At 61.2% G+C, this 15,464-nt stretch carries 13 protein-coding genes; 6 read left to right on the top strand and 7 right to left on the bottom strand.

The genetic code is table 11. From position 1 onward, the window contains the following. Positions 1–11: 11 nt before the first annotated feature. From NE851_RS32820 to NE851_RS32810, 3 genes are all read left to right on the top strand, one after another. Positions 12–1,535: a class I adenylate-forming enzyme family protein gene (locus NE851_RS32820; RefSeq protein ID WP_047616648.1), complete on the top strand. Its 1,524-nt coding sequence runs from the start codon at positions 12–14 to the stop codon at positions 1,533–1,535. Next, positions 1,513–2,718 carry a thiolase family protein gene (locus tag NE851_RS32815; protein ID WP_097543297.1) on the top strand — a complete coding sequence of 402 codons (1,206 nt, stop codon included), beginning with the start codon at positions 1,513–1,515 and terminating at the stop codon, positions 2,716–2,718. The genes NE851_RS32820 and NE851_RS32815 overlap by 23 nt, the downstream gene beginning before the upstream one ends. A gap of 151 nt (positions 2,719–2,869) precedes the next feature. Continuing rightward, entirely contained in the window at positions 2,870–3,619 is a 750-nt protein-coding gene (locus tag NE851_RS32810) for a sensor histidine kinase (RefSeq protein ID WP_063474022.1), read from the top strand. Positions 3,620–3,718: 99 nt separating this feature from the next. Here the strand turns inward: NE851_RS32810 and NE851_RS32805 are convergent, their stop codons facing one another. Beyond that, positions 3,719–4,177 (bottom strand): carboxymuconolactone decarboxylase family protein, encoded by a 459-nt coding sequence (locus tag NE851_RS32805; protein WP_047616642.1) that lies wholly within the window; start codon positions 4,175–4,177, stop codon positions 3,719–3,721. Positions 4,178–4,574: 397 nt separating this feature from the next. On the opposite strand from NE851_RS32805, the gene NE851_RS32800 reads away from it, so the two are divergent. Next, positions 4,575–5,339 carry an SDR family oxidoreductase gene (locus tag NE851_RS32800; protein ID WP_254962615.1) on the top strand — a complete coding sequence of 255 codons (765 nt, stop codon included), beginning with the start codon at positions 4,575–4,577 and terminating at the stop codon, positions 5,337–5,339. Positions 5,340–5,382: 43 nt separating this feature from the next. Further along, positions 5,383–5,796: a cupin domain-containing protein gene (locus NE851_RS32795; RefSeq protein WP_063474020.1), complete on the top strand. Its 414-nt coding sequence runs from the start codon at positions 5,383–5,385 to the stop codon at positions 5,794–5,796. A 49-nt stretch (positions 5,797–5,845) separates the two neighbouring features. Here NE851_RS32795 and NE851_RS32790 read toward each other — a convergent pair whose 3' ends face one another. The 5 genes from NE851_RS32790 to cysE form a co-directional block, all read right to left on the bottom strand. Beyond that, positions 5,846–7,129, bottom strand: coding sequence for a cystathionine gamma-synthase family protein (locus tag NE851_RS32790; RefSeq protein WP_047616636.1), 1,284 nt, complete (start codon positions 7,127–7,129; stop codon positions 5,846–5,848). A gap of 73 nt (positions 7,130–7,202) precedes the next feature. After that, complete coding sequence (locus NE851_RS32785) at positions 7,203–8,282, bottom strand: YihY/virulence factor BrkB family protein (RefSeq protein WP_097543293.1); 1,080 nt, start codon at positions 8,280–8,282, stop codon at positions 7,203–7,205. Positions 8,283–9,541: 1,259 nt separating this feature from the next. Then, positions 9,542–9,838, bottom strand: a complete 297-nt coding sequence (locus tag NE851_RS32780; RefSeq protein ID WP_125853679.1) for a hypothetical protein — start codon at positions 9,836–9,838, stop codon at positions 9,542–9,544. 1,355 nt (positions 9,839–11,193) lie between these two features. Continuing rightward, positions 11,194–12,105, bottom strand: coding sequence for a protein-L-isoaspartate O-methyltransferase family protein (locus tag NE851_RS32775; RefSeq protein ID WP_097543292.1), 912 nt, complete (start codon positions 12,103–12,105; stop codon positions 11,194–11,196). Between the two features lie 394 nt (positions 12,106–12,499). After that, positions 12,500–13,348 (bottom strand): serine O-acetyltransferase, encoded by an 849-nt coding sequence (gene cysE, locus NE851_RS32770; protein ID WP_097543291.1) that lies wholly within the window; start codon positions 13,346–13,348, stop codon positions 12,500–12,502. Between the two features lie 368 nt (positions 13,349–13,716). Between cysE and NE851_RS32765 the strand changes: the two genes are divergently transcribed. Next, positions 13,717–15,015, top strand: coding sequence for an FAD/NAD(P)-binding protein (locus NE851_RS32765; RefSeq protein ID WP_254962614.1), 1,299 nt, complete (start codon positions 13,717–13,719; stop codon positions 15,013–15,015). A 99-nt stretch (positions 15,016–15,114) separates the two neighbouring features. Here NE851_RS32765 and NE851_RS32760 read toward each other — a convergent pair whose 3' ends face one another. Continuing rightward, positions 15,115–15,258: a hypothetical protein gene (locus NE851_RS32760; RefSeq protein ID WP_179867815.1), complete on the bottom strand. Its 144-nt coding sequence runs from the start codon at positions 15,256–15,258 to the stop codon at positions 15,115–15,117. Between the last annotated feature and the right edge of the window lie 206 nt (positions 15,259–15,464).

The raw sequence follows: 15,464 nt of genomic DNA, 5'->3' as shown, positions 1-15,464 counted from the left end.
AGTGGGTATTTATGCCGATCCATGCGCAGCTTCTTCGACATGCAACGGAGACACCGGACAAGCCGGCGCTGGTGATTGACGGGCATTCCCTGAGCTACGGCGAGCTTTATTCCCGCGCCAAGGCAATCTATCGGTTTCTCCAGAAGCTCCCCCGCTCGAACCGCCGCATGCTCGATCTACCCGGTGTGGACAAGCTTGCCGCTCTCAGCCTCGGCAACCATATCGGCTTTGCCGAATATTTTGCAGCTGCTACCGCCTTCCCGACTGCTTGCGCGGTGATCGATCCGATGATGCCGCCGGAAAGGATCGAACGCATTGTCGAGCGCCTGGCGCCGGACGTGCTTGTTGTTGACGATGCTGCAGGCCCAAGCGCCGAAATCGGCCGCAGGTTCGGCATACCGGTGATCACGGCCAGTGCGGAGCCCTTCGACCTCGCCGCGACGGGAGACGACCTGCCTGTCGATACCGACGGAATCTTCCTGATCGGTTTTACCTCGGGCACCACCGCCGAGCCGAAAGCCTATTATCGCTCACGCGAGCAGTGGCGCCGAAGCCTCGACCGGGGGCGCGTCGTTTTCCAACTGGAAGACGCACCCTCCACCATGTGCCCGGGAGCCCTCGCGCATGGGCTGGCGCTTTACGCCCTGGTCGAAGCCTTGGATGCCGGGGCGACCTTCCATTCGGTCAGGAAATGGGAACCCGGCACGGTCGCGCGTATTCTCTCTTCCGCGCAGATAGAACGGATGGTTGCCGTGCCGACGCATATAGCGGGCATCGCTCGGGCCTGGTCGACGGAGCCCGCTTTGACATCGCTGCGCGACGTGCTGACCGCCGGCGCAAAACTCGATGTGAACGGCGTCGACTCCATGCGCCGCCTCTTTCCGAAGGCGCGCATTCGCGAATATTACGGCGCCTCCGAGATCGGCTTCATGACGGTCTCGACCCTCGTTGGCGGCGCAGTCGATTTTCCGATCGACCGGGTTGGACAAGCCTATCCCGGCGTCGAAATCTCCATTCGTGATCCGAATGAAAACGACGTCGGGAGCGACGTGCCGGGCACCATTTTCGTCAGAAGCGACCTGATCGCCGATGGCTATCTCTGGGGCGACGACGGTCAGGCGTTCCGGGTCACGGAAGCCGGAGCGACGGTCGGAGATCTCGGCGAACTCGATGCAAACGGCATGTTGCGGGTGATCGGCCGGGCGGGCGGCATGATGATATCAGGCGGCAACAACGTTTATCCTGCCGAAGTCGAGAGCGCGTTGAAAGCCTGCCCAGGGGTCGAAGATGCCGTTGTCTTCGCGCTACCGGACGCCTATCTGGGTCAGCGGATCATTGCTGTCGTCTCGGGAGAGATGAAGGACGCGAAAATCCTGGCCGATCATTGCGCGCGAGAGCTCGCCAGGTACAAGATCCCCAAGCAATTCTACCATATCGGAACCTGGCCGATGACGAGCAGCGGCAAGATCTCGAGGGGGCAAGTGGAGACATCAGTGGTTTCTGGAGGCGATCTTGTCTTACGCCTATCAGCCTGACGAGGATTGGCAGCCGGTCGTGGTTGCCGCTTACCGCACGCCGATCGGCCGGGCTTTCGGATCGCTTGCGACCGTCGCGGCGGAAGACCTGCTTGCGCCGATCATCCGTCGCATTGTTGCCGAAACGGGAATTGCGCCCGAAACCATAGACGACGTGCTGGTCGGCAATGCCGCAGGCGGCGGCGGAAACATCGCGCGGCTGGCAGCCCTCACCGCCGGCCTGCCCATGGTGGTTCCGGGTATGACGATCGACCGGCAATGCGGCTCGGGCCTGGAAGCGATCATCATGGCAGCCCGGCTGATCCAGGCGAAAGCGGGCTCGTGTTTTCTGGCCGGCGGCGTGGAGAGCGTCAGCACCGCGCCATGGCGCGTCGAAAGACCTAAGGCGAATGGGGCGCTGCCGCGCTTTTATGGCCGCGCCCGGTTTTCGCCTGAAACGATCGGCGACCCGGAAATGGGAATTGCCGCCGAAAACGTCGCACGTCAGTTCGGCATATCGCGCCAGCGACAGGATGAATTCGCCCTGCGCAGCCACCGGCTCGCCGTGCAGGCGGCCGAGGCGGGCATCTTTCGACCCGAGATCGTTGAAATTTCCACCAGCCACGGCCTGATAGAACGGGACGAGTGCCCCCGAGCCGCGACATCTCTTGAGGCGCTTGCAAACCTCCGGCCAGTGTTCCTGCCGGATGGTTCGGTGACGGCAGGCAATGCCTGTCCGCTGAATGACGGCGCCTGCCTGGTGCTTGTCATGAGCCGCGGAATGGCAAGAAGCATGGGCATCGACAAGGGCCTGGCCTTCATCGACAGTGCCGCTGCCGGTGTGGATCCCAACCTGCTCGGCATCGGGCCGGTCGCCTCGACCAGGAAACTCATGCGGCGTCAGCCCGGGCTCTCGCTCGCAGGCATCGATGCCATCGAATTCAACGAGGCCTTCGCGGCTCAGGTTCTGGCATCGCTGGATCAGCTCGAAATCCCGGCCGACGCGGTCAACAGGAGCGGCGGCGCGATTGCCTTGGGCCATCCATTCGGGGCCTCCGGCGCCGTCCTCGTGACCCGTCTATACAGCCAGATGATCCGCGACACCGGGGGAACCTTGATGACAGGCACGACCGGGCTTGCGATGATCGGTATCGGCGGCGGCATCGGACTGACTGCCATGTTCGAGGCTATTGAGCTTTCCTGAACCCAAGGGGCAACAGCGTCCGGCGCGAGACCATACGACGGTATTGCCTGCCCTCACCCTTGAACCAATCGACTACAGCCCGGCTCGTATCATAGCCTCCATCTGCTCGGGAACGACATGTCTGTCGATGGAGCGGATGAGGAGCAAAAGCATGTCGGATTCAGATACGAATATCCTCGCCGGTGAAGCTTACTTTTCTCACACGCGACCGGAAGCGATCTCCCTCAATGCAAATCCTGCGGATGCGATACTCGGCATCGTCCACGACTTGGGTAACCTGATCCAGGTCGCCACCTCCGCGCTGAACATGATGTCGCGCAGTCCCGACATCGAGATGGGCTCGACCCTGGTGCCGGTCTTCGCCAGTGCCAGGATCTCGCTTCAGCGGGCGGGAACGCTCGTTCAGCAGACGATGCGCCTTGCGAGTGACGGCAATGCCGCGGCCGAGCCAATCGACATCCGGGCTTGCCTGATGGAAATCGAAGCCCTGGCGAGAGCCACCTGGGACCGTGATATCGCGTTCGAGATATATGCGAGCGAGACACTTCCCATGCTCAGATGCAGCCGCGTGGGGTTGCAAAGCGCCATCATGAACCTGCTGCTCAACGCGCGCGACGCCATGCCGGATGGCGGTGTGATTTCGATCGCAGCCGCCGCCATCGACGGCGAAGGCGAAGGCGCCGGGATTGAATTGCGGATTTCGGACAACGGTCTCGGGATGACAGAAGATGTGCTGCACCGGGCGACCGATCCTTTCTTCACGACGAAAGCATCGGGGCTTGGAGGCTTCGGCCTGCCGATGGTCAAACGCTTCGCCCAGGAAGCACGGGGAAATCTCCATCTGGAAAGCGAGCCAGGCCGAGGCACGGTCGTGACGCTGCGATTGCCCGTCGAACGCTGATCCATCACTTTATTCCGGCAGATCCCGGCGAGCTGGAAAGAAACCAGTCAAATAGCCGGACGAAGTCTTTCGCCCGGCTCATTCGTCGTTCAACTGCTATCAGGCGGCGGCGCGTTTGTGATCCGCCGGATGCTGAAGCCGGAAGCCGATCGCCAGCCTATTCCAGGCATTGATCATCGCGACGCCGATCGAAAGCGCCAGAAACTCGTCATCCGAGAAGTTGGCGTGCGCCTCTTCATAAATATCATCCGGCGCATGGCTTTTGGTGATCTCGGTGAGAGCCTCGGCCCAGACGAGCGCGGCCCGCTCCCGAGTGGTGAAGAGCTGCGACTCCCGCCAGGCGTTCAGAAGCAGCAGCCGGTCGTCCGTTTCGCCGAGCTTCAGCGCGTCTTGGCGGTGCATATGCAGGCAGTGAGCGCATCCGTTCATTTGGGACACGCGCACTTTGACGAGCTCGAGCAACTTCGGATCGAAGCTCTTGGCAATCCAGGCTTCAACCGCCACGAGACCATCGATGCCGCTATTTCTATAAGCCATGAAGTTCAGACGCTTGATCATTCTTGTCTCCATCGTGAGAGGATTGATGGTGCAAGCCAAGGTTTGCAGGCCAGTGAATACGCCTTGCCCTCCAGGTCGGCTAGCTGCCCCGACGGTAAGTTCGGCCGATGCCTGTCGACGTGACACGTTCCTCCATTTCGGCCGGATGCATGGACCGCAGAGCCAGCTGCCCTACTGCGTTCGCATAGGGTGACAGCGACCGAGGGAGAATGGTTTGGGACTGCGATCAGGCGCATTCTCCAATCCATCGGTTTACCGGCCGCACCGGAGATCTTGCGTGCGACGGCGCCGACGAAGTCGCTTCGCTCATCGAGGAAGCGGTGGGCACGCCGAGCAGCTGCCTGCTCACCTTCAAGTCACCAGAGGATTATCCTCACCAAGGACAAGGAGACTACCCATGAAAATCGTCGTTATCGGCGGCACCGGCCTGATCGGCTCGAAGACCGTGGAAAGATTGCGCAACAAAGGGCACGAGGTGTTGGCGGCTTCGCCGAATTCGGGCGTCGACACGATCACCGGCAAAGGCCTGACGGAAGCGCTCGCAGGCGCACAGGTGGTGCTCGATCTCGCAAATTCACCCTCCTTCGAGGACAAGGCCGTTCTGGAATTCTTCCAGACCTCGGGCCGCAACCTGCTCAAGGCGGGGGCTGCTGCCGGCGTGAAGCATCACATCGCTCTGTCGATCGTCGGCATGGAACGGCTGCAGGGCAGCGGCTATATGCGCGCCAAGATGGCCCAGGAAGAGCTGACCAAGAGCTCCGGGCTACCCTACACCATCGTGCACTCCACACAGTTCCATGAATTCATGGCTGGCATCGCTCAGTCGAACACCGTCGGCCAGGCGGCGCATCTGTCGCCGGCCTATCTGCAGCCGATCGCCTCTGACGACGTCGCCGACGTCATGGCCGAGGTGGCGCTCGCCCCGCCTGTCAACGGCACGATCGAAATCGGCGGGCCGGAGAAAATCCGCCTTACCGACATCGTAACGCGTCTGTTCAAGGCGACGAACGATCCGCGCCAGGTGATCGCCGATCCGCACGCCCGCTACTTCGGCGTGGAGCTCGAGGACAATTCGCTCGTGACCGGCCCCAAGGCGCGGCTCGGCCGGATCCGCTTCGACGACTGGCTCAGCCGTCAGCCGGCCCAGAAAAAGAGCGCCTGATACCGGGCGTCCGACCCATTCCCATCAACGTAGGAGACCAGACATGCTCACCAAAATGATCTCGGCGGCGGCGCTCGCCGTTGTCCTTACCACAGGCACTCAGGCTCACGCGGCAGGCGGCGACGCGAAGGTAAGCGTCGTTTACGACCAGAAGCTCCCCAATGTTCCCGGCAAGAGCGTGCGGGCGGTGCTTGTCGAATATGGGCCAGGCGGCTCCTCGCCCGGCCATACGCATCCGGCTTCGGCCTTCATCTATGCCACCGTTCTCGAAGGAGCGATCACCAGCAAGGTGAATGACGGGCCGGAAAAAGTCTACAAGGCCGGCGAAAGCTTTCCCGAATTTCCCGGCGATCATCACAGCGTCAGCAAAAACGCCAGCAAGACAAAGCCGGCGCGCCTGCTTGCGGTCTTCGTGCTGAACACCGACGAGACGGAGCTGACGATCGACGACAAGTGACGCCATGCGTGATGCCCGGCGGCGCCGGGCATCACTTCCTCGCCGTGTCTCAGGCCGCCTGCAGCGCCAGTTCCAGGTCGGCAATCAGATCATCCGGATGTTCGATGCCGATCGACAGGCGGATCGTCGATTCCAACACACCGATGCGCTGGCGGACATCGGCAGGCACACCGGAATGCGTCATGGCGGCCGGATGGCTCGCAAGCGATTCCGTGCCGCCGAGGCTGACCGCGAGCTTGAAGATCTGCAGCGCGTTCAGGAATTTGAACGAAGCGGGCTGACCGCCGCGAATATCGAAAGAGAAGGTGGAGCCGGCGCCGGTGCATTGCGCCCTGAAGGTCCGGCCGGCCGGCGATTCCGGATCGTGGTAGGGCAGGTAGTGGACCTTCTCAACCTTCGGGTGATCACGCAGAAAATCGGCAACGGCCCGCGCGTTGTTGTTTGCCCGCTCCATGCGCAGCTGCAGCGTCTCCAGCGAACGGCCGAGCATCCAGCAGGAATGTGGATCGAGCTGCGTGCCGATCGCGCCGCGCAGAGCCTTGATCTGCTTGATCACTGCCTTGCGACCAAGAACGGCGCCGGCGATCAGATCGGAATGACCGCCGACATATTTGGTCAGCGAATAGAGCGAGATATCGGCGCCGTGCTCGATCGGCCGCTGGAAGACCGGTCCGAGCAGGGTATTGTCGCAGACGATGATCGGCATATGGCCCTGTCTTGCACCGATCATGTCGGCCACCCGCCGGATCATCGCGACATCGACCAGGCTGTTGGTCGGATTGGCAGGCGTCTCGATCAGGATGACGGAGACGCGGCCTTTGCCCATCGCCTCTTCCGCCGCCTTCTGCACCGATCCTTCGCTGACGCCGTCGGCAAATCCAACGGCGGCGGTGCCGAGGTTGAGGAAGGTCTTCGCCAGCAATGTTTCCGTTCCCCCATAGAGCGGTTGCGAATGCAAGATCGCATCGCCGGGCCGGACGAAGGCAAGCAGAGTGGTGGCGATCGCCGCCATGCCGGATGAAAACAGCACGCCGCTTTCCGTCCGTTCGTAGACGGCAAGCCTGTCCTCGACGATCTCGCTGTTCGGATGGTTGAAACGCGAGTAGACGAGGCCGGCCCCTTTCCCCTCGGGCGGCTCGCGGCGGCCCGACACATAATCGAAGAAGTCGCGGCCATCCTCCGCGGTATTGAACACGAAGGTGGAGGTGAGGAACACCGGCGGCTTGACTGCCCCTTCCGAGAGTTCCGGATCGTAGCCGTAGTTCAGCATCTGTGTTTCGGGATGCAAGGCATGATTGCCGATATGGGTTTTGGAAGGATGCGGGGCGGTCATCATCGTCTCCTGTTTCGGGACTGCAGAAACGGCAGAATACATCAAAACTATATGAGAGGAGCAATCATCGCGGTCAGCTCATGGTCTCGCCCAGAGTGTCCGCGACATAGGCGCCACGCGCTCCCATCGGCAGCGGCGTGCCCGTCGTCGTGTCCTTTGCGGTCTGATGCTCCAGTTCGGCGTTAAGCTCCCCTCCGACGATAAGAATGACGACGGAAAGCCAGATCCAGATGAGGAAGCCGATCAGCGCGCCGAGCGTGCCGTATGTCGCGTTGTAATTGGCAAAATGATCCAGATAGAAGGAGAAACCGAGGGACATGGCAGCCCAGGCGACCGTGGTCAGAACCGCGCCCCACGTCATCCACCGGAGCGTGGCAGGCTCGCGGCTGGGGCCGAAGCGGTAGACTGATGTGACCGCCACCGCGACGACCAGCAGAAGCAGCGGCCATCGCATGAGAAGAGCCATATGCTCCTTGAATTGATCGAGCCAGAGATAGGAGAGGACCACCGGCATGACCCCGACGAGCGCCACCATGACCACCATCAAAAGCATCGCGCACAAGGTGAAGCAGAGACCTATCAGGTTCAACCGGACAAGCCCCCGCTTCTCCTCCTCCTCATAGGCGACGTTCATCGCGTCGAAGATCGCCAGCGTGCCGCTATGCGTGCTCCACAGGGCGATGCCGAGACCGACGAAGAAGGTCATGCCGAGCGTGGCGTCGCGCCGGTTGACCAGTTCCTTGATCTGGTCGGCAAGAAGATCGAACGCGCCGGGCGGCAAAAGCGCGGCCAATTCGCGAAGGTGTTCGGATATGGTGATCGGATCGGCAACCAGCCCGTAAAGAGAGACCAAGGCCGCCATGGCTGGAAACAGCGCCAGCAACAGATAAAAGGTCACGCCCGCCGCAATCAACGTCACTCGGTCGGCGAGGACTTCGTGGAAGACACGCCAGAACACGTCGCGCAGACCGCTGAGAGGAATGGCCTCGGGCACACTGGCACTGCGGCCATGATCGTCACCCCGGTGGCCGGTATTCGCAGACGGGGCGACCGAACTGCGCTCTTTTGCCTGCATCAAGACAAGCGCGCCGATCCCCGCGGCCATCACTGTCGCGGCAATGGAGAGCCTCTTGAGGTGAAGCACATCGGACATGAGGATGTTCTCCGGTCTGGTGCTGACATAACGCAGGCCGCCGCTAAAGGATGCAAGCCGTTGCTTTCCTACGGACATTTGATGCGGGGGCGACGTCAGTCTGTTCCCAGGCGGGTCAGGCTGCAGGGGAATGGACACGAAAGCGGGAGCAATTCGGAAAGCCATAAGTCATTGATATCGCTTCAATCACATAAGACTACGGAAGCAAAATCGGACTTTGGTTTCGTTACCGCGTTGCCGGCTGCCTGTCCGAAAGGGCTGCCAACTAGGGTTTCTTGGCGGCCACGAGGCCATAGATTGGCGCTCGGCTCACATCCGGAGCGCAATTTGGTTCCAAAATCCACTCCCCAACATCCCGATTCCGGCACCTTTCGGCGACCGGCATCCGCAGATGAAGCGTTGATCACAAGCCTGGCAAAAGAATAGCGCCGGCGACGATGGCCTGCAATAGCCGCTTGCGTTTTCACCCGACAAATATCGGGTCAGAGCATCCACGACCGATTGCTTTCCCCCGGCACAGCTCACGACCAAGCGTCGTCGAGACCGAGACGCTGCCTGCTCACGGACACGATCTTGAAGGCCTCGTTGTCGCGTACCAGATTGTCGGCAATTGACAGAATACGCCCAGCGATCGACGAACACGCAAGCATCTGCGCAGCAAGAAGGCGAAGCCAGCTGCCCACTCAGGATGGCGAGCAGTTCGCAGCCTGGCCTCATTCAGCCATCGGCGCCCCGACTGTCGCCGGCGGCGCTGCTCCGGCAGTTCAGTATCAGGCGCCCGTGGGCACCCCCTTCGCACGGCGCAGGATCATCTCGAGGTATAGTGGCCAGGATTGACGCAGGTCTTCCCCAGACTGCCTGAGAGCAAGGGACTTCCCCATCAATACGCGCACCACTGTCGGGCGCTGCTCCATCTGCCATGGCGGCGCGGCCTTAGCGCCACATATGCCTATCCCACGAGAATGAACCGGGGGCTGCCGTTTCACACATGCATTCGGCTCGCCACCGCGGGCAAATCGCTGAACGTCACCGCAGCTTCATGTGCGCTAACGAAGGTCTCATCCGCGAACTGCCGATCCCCTGCCCCGCAATCCTTCCACTCAATCACATAAGGACCCGACTGCAGATGACAGCTGCGCCGCTGGACCGCATCACACCGAGACGGCAGCCTCAATGGCGGGACGGCAATCCCTGCGCCCGGACAACTGCCTGATGGACCCCGTTGTCCGCGGACAACGGGATGATCAACGTGATTCCAATCAGATCATTTGCGCGAACGGCCCCACAGCAATTGATGGCGCGACCGACGAGATACCCCTGATGTCACCTTGCCAGCCGGCATCCTGGACGCGCAGCACCATGACCGCCGTGGCGGCGCCGCCAGCCATCGCAGAGCGGCGCCTTGTCGAACAGCTTCGTGAATGTGCGCAAAGAATTTGGTAAAGATCGGACCAGCCGGCAGATCTGCCCGCTCGTTCCACAAGGGACGGAATGCGGCCCATTCGAAAAGCCGCGCAGTTGCCGGCGTAGTGATTTTTCTCGCCGAAGGCTTCCACGGATGATCGTCGGCTGGCTCAGCGACGAGGCGGAAACGAACTCATCCACCGCGGGGTGGGAAGCCACTGGACCAATTAACAAGGCCGAAGCGAAAGTGGCTTGATGACAGCGGCAGCATCCGCATGCGGTGGAAGCCGATGGGCCGGTCCCTGCCGCAAATGACCAGTGTAAGGTGGTCAGTTTGGCGACCGCTTGTCGAATATTCGATCAATGCACCCATCAGCTGGACGGCGATGCGTAAGGTCACGCGCTCGACCGAGCGAAAGGCCCAACCAAGACAGACCAAGAGAGGATCGTCATCGTCGACCACCGAGCCGCCCTCACCTTCGCGCACCCCGGCGCTTGAGGCGCAGCAATGCGATCACTGATGCTCTCACCGATCGCTTCACCCCGGACCGAGCCGACCTCCGTCGTCTCGCAGCGAAGCGCAGCCCTTCCTCCGGCATCGCACCTCGGCTGGTTGTCCGCGGACAACACCATGCCAGCCCCATCACCTGCGAGAAAAGCTGCACCTGCCCGACCGCCTTCGTCCGCAGCGTGATCCACATAAAGAGCGGCGCAACCGCCAGGCTTGAATTTGCCGCATTGCGGCACTACCTCGTGACGGACTGAAGCGCTTAACCCCTCCGAGCAGCTTCGGTCCGACGGACAGCATCTCTCCTCCCCGGCTGTCGGTCACAATCGAAGCCCGGCGCATCTCTCCCGCGCCGGGCTTTTGTCGTTTTGGCCGCCTTCCGTCGCCGGCGAGTCAGCAACGCTTCCCAATTTCTCCATTCTTGTGGACGCTCCTCAAGCGATAGGCCGTGAACCGGTGAAGCCGGCGGAAGCGACTTAGTACCCGTCGCCTGCTGATCTTCACTGGCATCTGAACGCCGCCTTCCCAGAGGAGCCTCGAATGCCTCGGCGAGACCGCGCGCGCTCGGATCGGCCAGCAGCTCGTCCGTGGACGCGCCGTATCCAGATCCATACGGACCAGAGCAATCCCGCTTCGTCCTCCGCGGACACGGCCGTGGCTCGGACACCTCGGCGCACTTGGCCAATCTCAAAGGCACCGGCAGTAAAATCTCACCGGCAAGCATTCCGGCGCCAGGGCAGGGGAGACCGTGACGCGCCTGCACTCAGCTTAGGGAGGGTGAGTCAGACGTCGGCACTCCAAGCTTTGTCATCACCCATGCCGTCCTAGGCAGAGTGTTTGGGTGTGGCGATACCATTGCCGGCCAGAAGTGTGACCGGCTGATTGCGCCGCCAAAGGGCAGGGCGGCATCGAGGGCGTTTATCTCCCGGCACGGCGATGTGCTGCATCGCTCCCATTTCTCACGAAGATGGAGCGGTCGACTCGGGCGGAACGGATGTTTCAAACGTCGTCATAACAAAGCGCCCATTGGTCGCCGATATACCAGCAGCGTCCAATCCGCGGATCCGCCTTCCACAGCAGGCTTTTGACGAAATCGATACCGCCGCGCTTGAACGCGGCCGTCAGCGCTTCGATTTCGTTCTCGTCGATCGTCAACCCGCCCTCGGCGCAGACGAAATAAGCCGTGCTGATCCACCGCGCCGCAAATCCATTCGCGCCGCGCTCGATGCGAAGCGCGGCGCCGTGGGATGCGTGACGGCCGCCATTCGACGGTCGGCCCTGGCGCGGCACGCCAAGCGGCAGCACTAGGCGCCCTCCAGGCCGCAGCCCTTCGATCCAGGATGCCGCGGGACGCGCGACGGCGAAATTCACATAGATCGCATCCACCTCTTGCTGCGGCCATTGAGTGCCATCGGCGATGATGACGCTGACATTGGCTCGGTCGGCAAGCGCCGTTTGAGCGTGGCCGGCCAGCTCGGCGTCCATCTCGACGGCATAGACATGACCGGCAGCACCGACCAGCTCCGCGAGGATGGCGCTATAATAGCCGGTGCCGGCACCGATATGGACGATACGATCGCCGACCTTGACGTCCAGTTCGCCCAGGAGCCGGGCATGCAGTGAGGGACTGCCGTTGTTGACGCCCTTGTCGGGCTGCAGGGCGAATAACACATCCTGATAGGCCAGAACCAAATCGGAGGAGGGGAGGGGGCGATATCCGCCACCCAGATTGGCGATCTGCCATGGCGGAGCACCGAGAAATTTCTCGCGTGGCACAGCGGCAAAGGCAGCTTCGATCCGCGGGTTCGTCATCCCGGCGGTCGCCGCCACCTGATGGGCATAAGCGCGGCGGATCACCGCAAGGTCGTCGGCCGTGAACATTGCACTGGGCATGGGCAAATCTCCGGACATGGCTCCGATCTGTTCTGTTTTACGTCTTTGCGGCGCCAGATCCATCACTAGCGGTATTGGACCCCTAGCTATAGCGTGAGGGAGGCACTTCCATCCCATTCCGTAGTAGCGGAACTAATTGGCTAATTAAGTTCATTATACCGATAAATTAATTATATTTTCAGTGAACTGCAGAGATGCGGGATATTTATGCGCCGTCGCCGAACTGGCCGTAGAGACAATGCGGTTGATAGTCGCTCTGCGCTTTTATTTATCGGTCAATCCGGGGCAGGGGAGACAATGACGGCCGATGCCCTTTGGGACCTCCGCCTTCGCGATCTCCCGTCGAATCCCTTTCGGACCGCCGCGCAGTAGGGATGCTCGATCCAGGACAGCGTATATCCGCACCGCGCCCTTAGATCATATACTCCGGTTCGGACACGGTTTGGTCCATGGTGATACCCGGCAGGTTGAAGTGACGCCTGCCCACCTGCTTTGCCGGAATGCCTGCGACCGATGTGTAATCGGCAACGGCATTCACGACCACGCTGCCTGCACCCACCTTGGCGCCGATGCCAATTTCGATATTGCCGAGGATCTTGGCTCCCGCTCCGATCAGAGCGCCGCGCCGCACCTTCGGGTGCCGGTCACCGGTTTCCTTACCCGTTCCTCCCAATGTGACGTTCTGGAGGATCGATACATCGTCTTCGACGACAGCCGTCTCGCCGATGACCAGGCCGCTCCCATGATCGAGCATGATGCTCCGGCCCATCTTTGCGGCGGGATGAATGTCGACGCCGAAAACTTCGGAAATGCGGCTTTGAATATGGCGCGCCAAATGGAGGCGGTCATGGTGCCATAGCCAGTGGGCAACGCGTTGGCCCTGCAGAGCCACAAAACCTTTGAAATACAGGAAGGGTGTCAGGATTTCCGTGTTCGACGGATCACGCTCCTTGATCGCCGTCAGATCCGCCGCTGCATCGGCGACAATATTGCGATTGCCGATGAACGCCTGGGCAATCACCGCCAGCAGCTCGTCATGGTCGAGGTCGTGATTGGCCAGTTTGATCGCGACCCGCTGGGCCAGCGCCTGGGCGAAACTCGCATGATAAAGCACGGCGGAATTCATGGCGCGCGTGAGTGCTGCATCCTTGGCCGACGCATTGACGGCCTCCGCGCAAAGAGCCTCCCATATGGCGGCAACCTGAGGCGAGGGGGATGGCTCGGTCGACAGATTGCTCAAGCTGACCAGTGGAACCGTCATAGCATCTTCCTTCTACAGGCGAACGTCGTGACGTCCGGCATGAGGTTAGGTGAATCCGGCCCTCGATAGATGGTCTATAATTACGTGGATCTTCGCAGCAGCTCCAAAATTCCTCTCTTTTTTCGTGAGAAACGGGAAATTATTTCCAAGTTGCCGCATCACCCGTCACCGGTGCTCCGGAAGGCTTGAAGCGAGCAGCCGCAAGAAAGCCAAGGCTCGCCAGACGCCAAAGCCGGGCCGTCATCACTTGAAGTCGAATAGTGCTTGCGTTCCGGATATAAATTTCTATGGTTTTAGTAGAGAATTATGCAGCCGGTCGGTTCTGATGGATACCGAACGGAGCGATCCAACGCAGAAGGAGCCGATGAATGACTCTTCTCTCGTCACGTTCTTCGAATTCGGAGAGCCGAGATGCCGACCATCTCGCAAGGATTGCGATCATCGGCCGGGGCTTTACCGGGATCATGACCGCAATCGCTCTTTTCAAGAGAGTCGATCGGCCCTTCCATCTGGTGATGTTCGATCCGCGCGCGAAGATCGATATCGGCGAGGGCATCAGTCAGCCCGCATCGACGGTGCTGACCAGCCGCGTTCGCGACCTTTCCGTCGATCCCGGACTCCCGGACGATTTTCGCCGCTGGCTGGAAACGAATGACACATGGCGCGATCGCCTGATCTCGGATCCTGCCGGTCTCGAACACGCCTTTGTACCCGGAGATATTTTCAGCACCTATGTGTATAAACGCTTTTCCGAAGCCCTGACGCTTCGGCCTGATGTGATCGTCCAGTTTGGCTCGGATGCGGTCACGGCGATCGACAGGCATCTGGACGGGGGATATTCCGTTTGCCTTGGAGGAGAGCAACGAACCCGCTTCGATGCCGTGTTTCTCGCGACCGGTTACGGCATGCGGGACAATACAGACGTGGCGCCTGCCGGCGGAGTGCGAAGCGCCGTCGTGATCGGCGGCGGCATCCACGCGGTCGACAGGGCGCTCGGCTTGCTGGCGGATGCCAAGATTTCCCATGTCACGTTGATCTCGGAATCGGGCTTCCTGCCTCAGTCGCATGCTCCCGCCGCCGTCGGAGCTGTTGTCACCGACCAACCCATGCCGCGGACGCTGCGCGGCGCGTTCCGTTTCCTGCGTGAAGCCGCCAGCAAAGCCGATCTGGAAGGTTCGGGATGGCAAGGCATTATGAACGGCTTTCGTTCACGTGCGCGCGATCTTTGGGCGGGATTGACGCCGGAAGAGCGAGCGCGGTTCAAACGCCACGTGAAGGCCATTTACGACAGCCATCGCAACCGCTTGCCGCCGGAGCACTATCAGCGCCTGCATCATGCGATCGCCAGCGGCGCGATCGCCGTCAGGAAGGGCAAAGTGAATTGCATCGCCACCAACGGCGTGCTGTTTTCAGCGCCGACCGGGCTCGAGGTCCTTCCCGCGGATCTGACGATAGACTGCCGGTTCCGGCCGTCCGGGACCGATAGCCCGCTGGTTCGCTCGCTTATCGTTGCAGGCCTTGCAACGCGGGACGAACTCGAGATCGGTATCGTTGTCGACGAATGCGGGCGGACCAAGGCGAGCGCGTTGCACGGGCTGTTTGCGATGGGGCCGCTCGGCCTGGGCAGCCTTCCGGATATCGATCTGGTGCCTCAGATCGTCTTGTAGAGCCATGCGGCTGCGTCGTTGCTCAACAGCCGGATCGGCGAAACGGCCAAAGCGCGGCACGTCGCCAAAACCTTTGGCGACGCGTGAACGTTATCTGCGTCAGGCCGTTCGCGATGCCTGGATGGCTGTCGGTGACGCAAGCGGCGGCAGCTCCGGATTGGAGCGGAAATCCTCTCCGACATAATCGGTATCGATTGGCATCATAGAGCGCGTGACGATCTCGATGAACTCGGCGGCGCTCATAACATTCCTCCGGCTCGGCAGCATCTTTCCAAAATCAACGTGCCTTGCGAGCGGCAGCGGCGTGGATTCATTGGGGAAGGGCGGGAGCCTCCGGGCCAGCTCGATCTAGCCGCGACCATATGGCGAGAAGGCGCAAGGCAGCCGGATCGCGAGGCGCCGGCTCCAAGGGCTGCATCTTCGACCTCCTTCAACCCGAAAATGAAACC

It is taken from the genome of Rhizobium anhuiense bv. trifolii (assembly GCF_024346605.1).
GTDB lineage: Bacteria > Pseudomonadota > Alphaproteobacteria > Rhizobiales > Rhizobiaceae > Rhizobium > Rhizobium anhuiense.
Note: the sequence above shows the minus strand (reverse complement) of the source record. Positions and strands in the feature narration are given on the sequence as shown.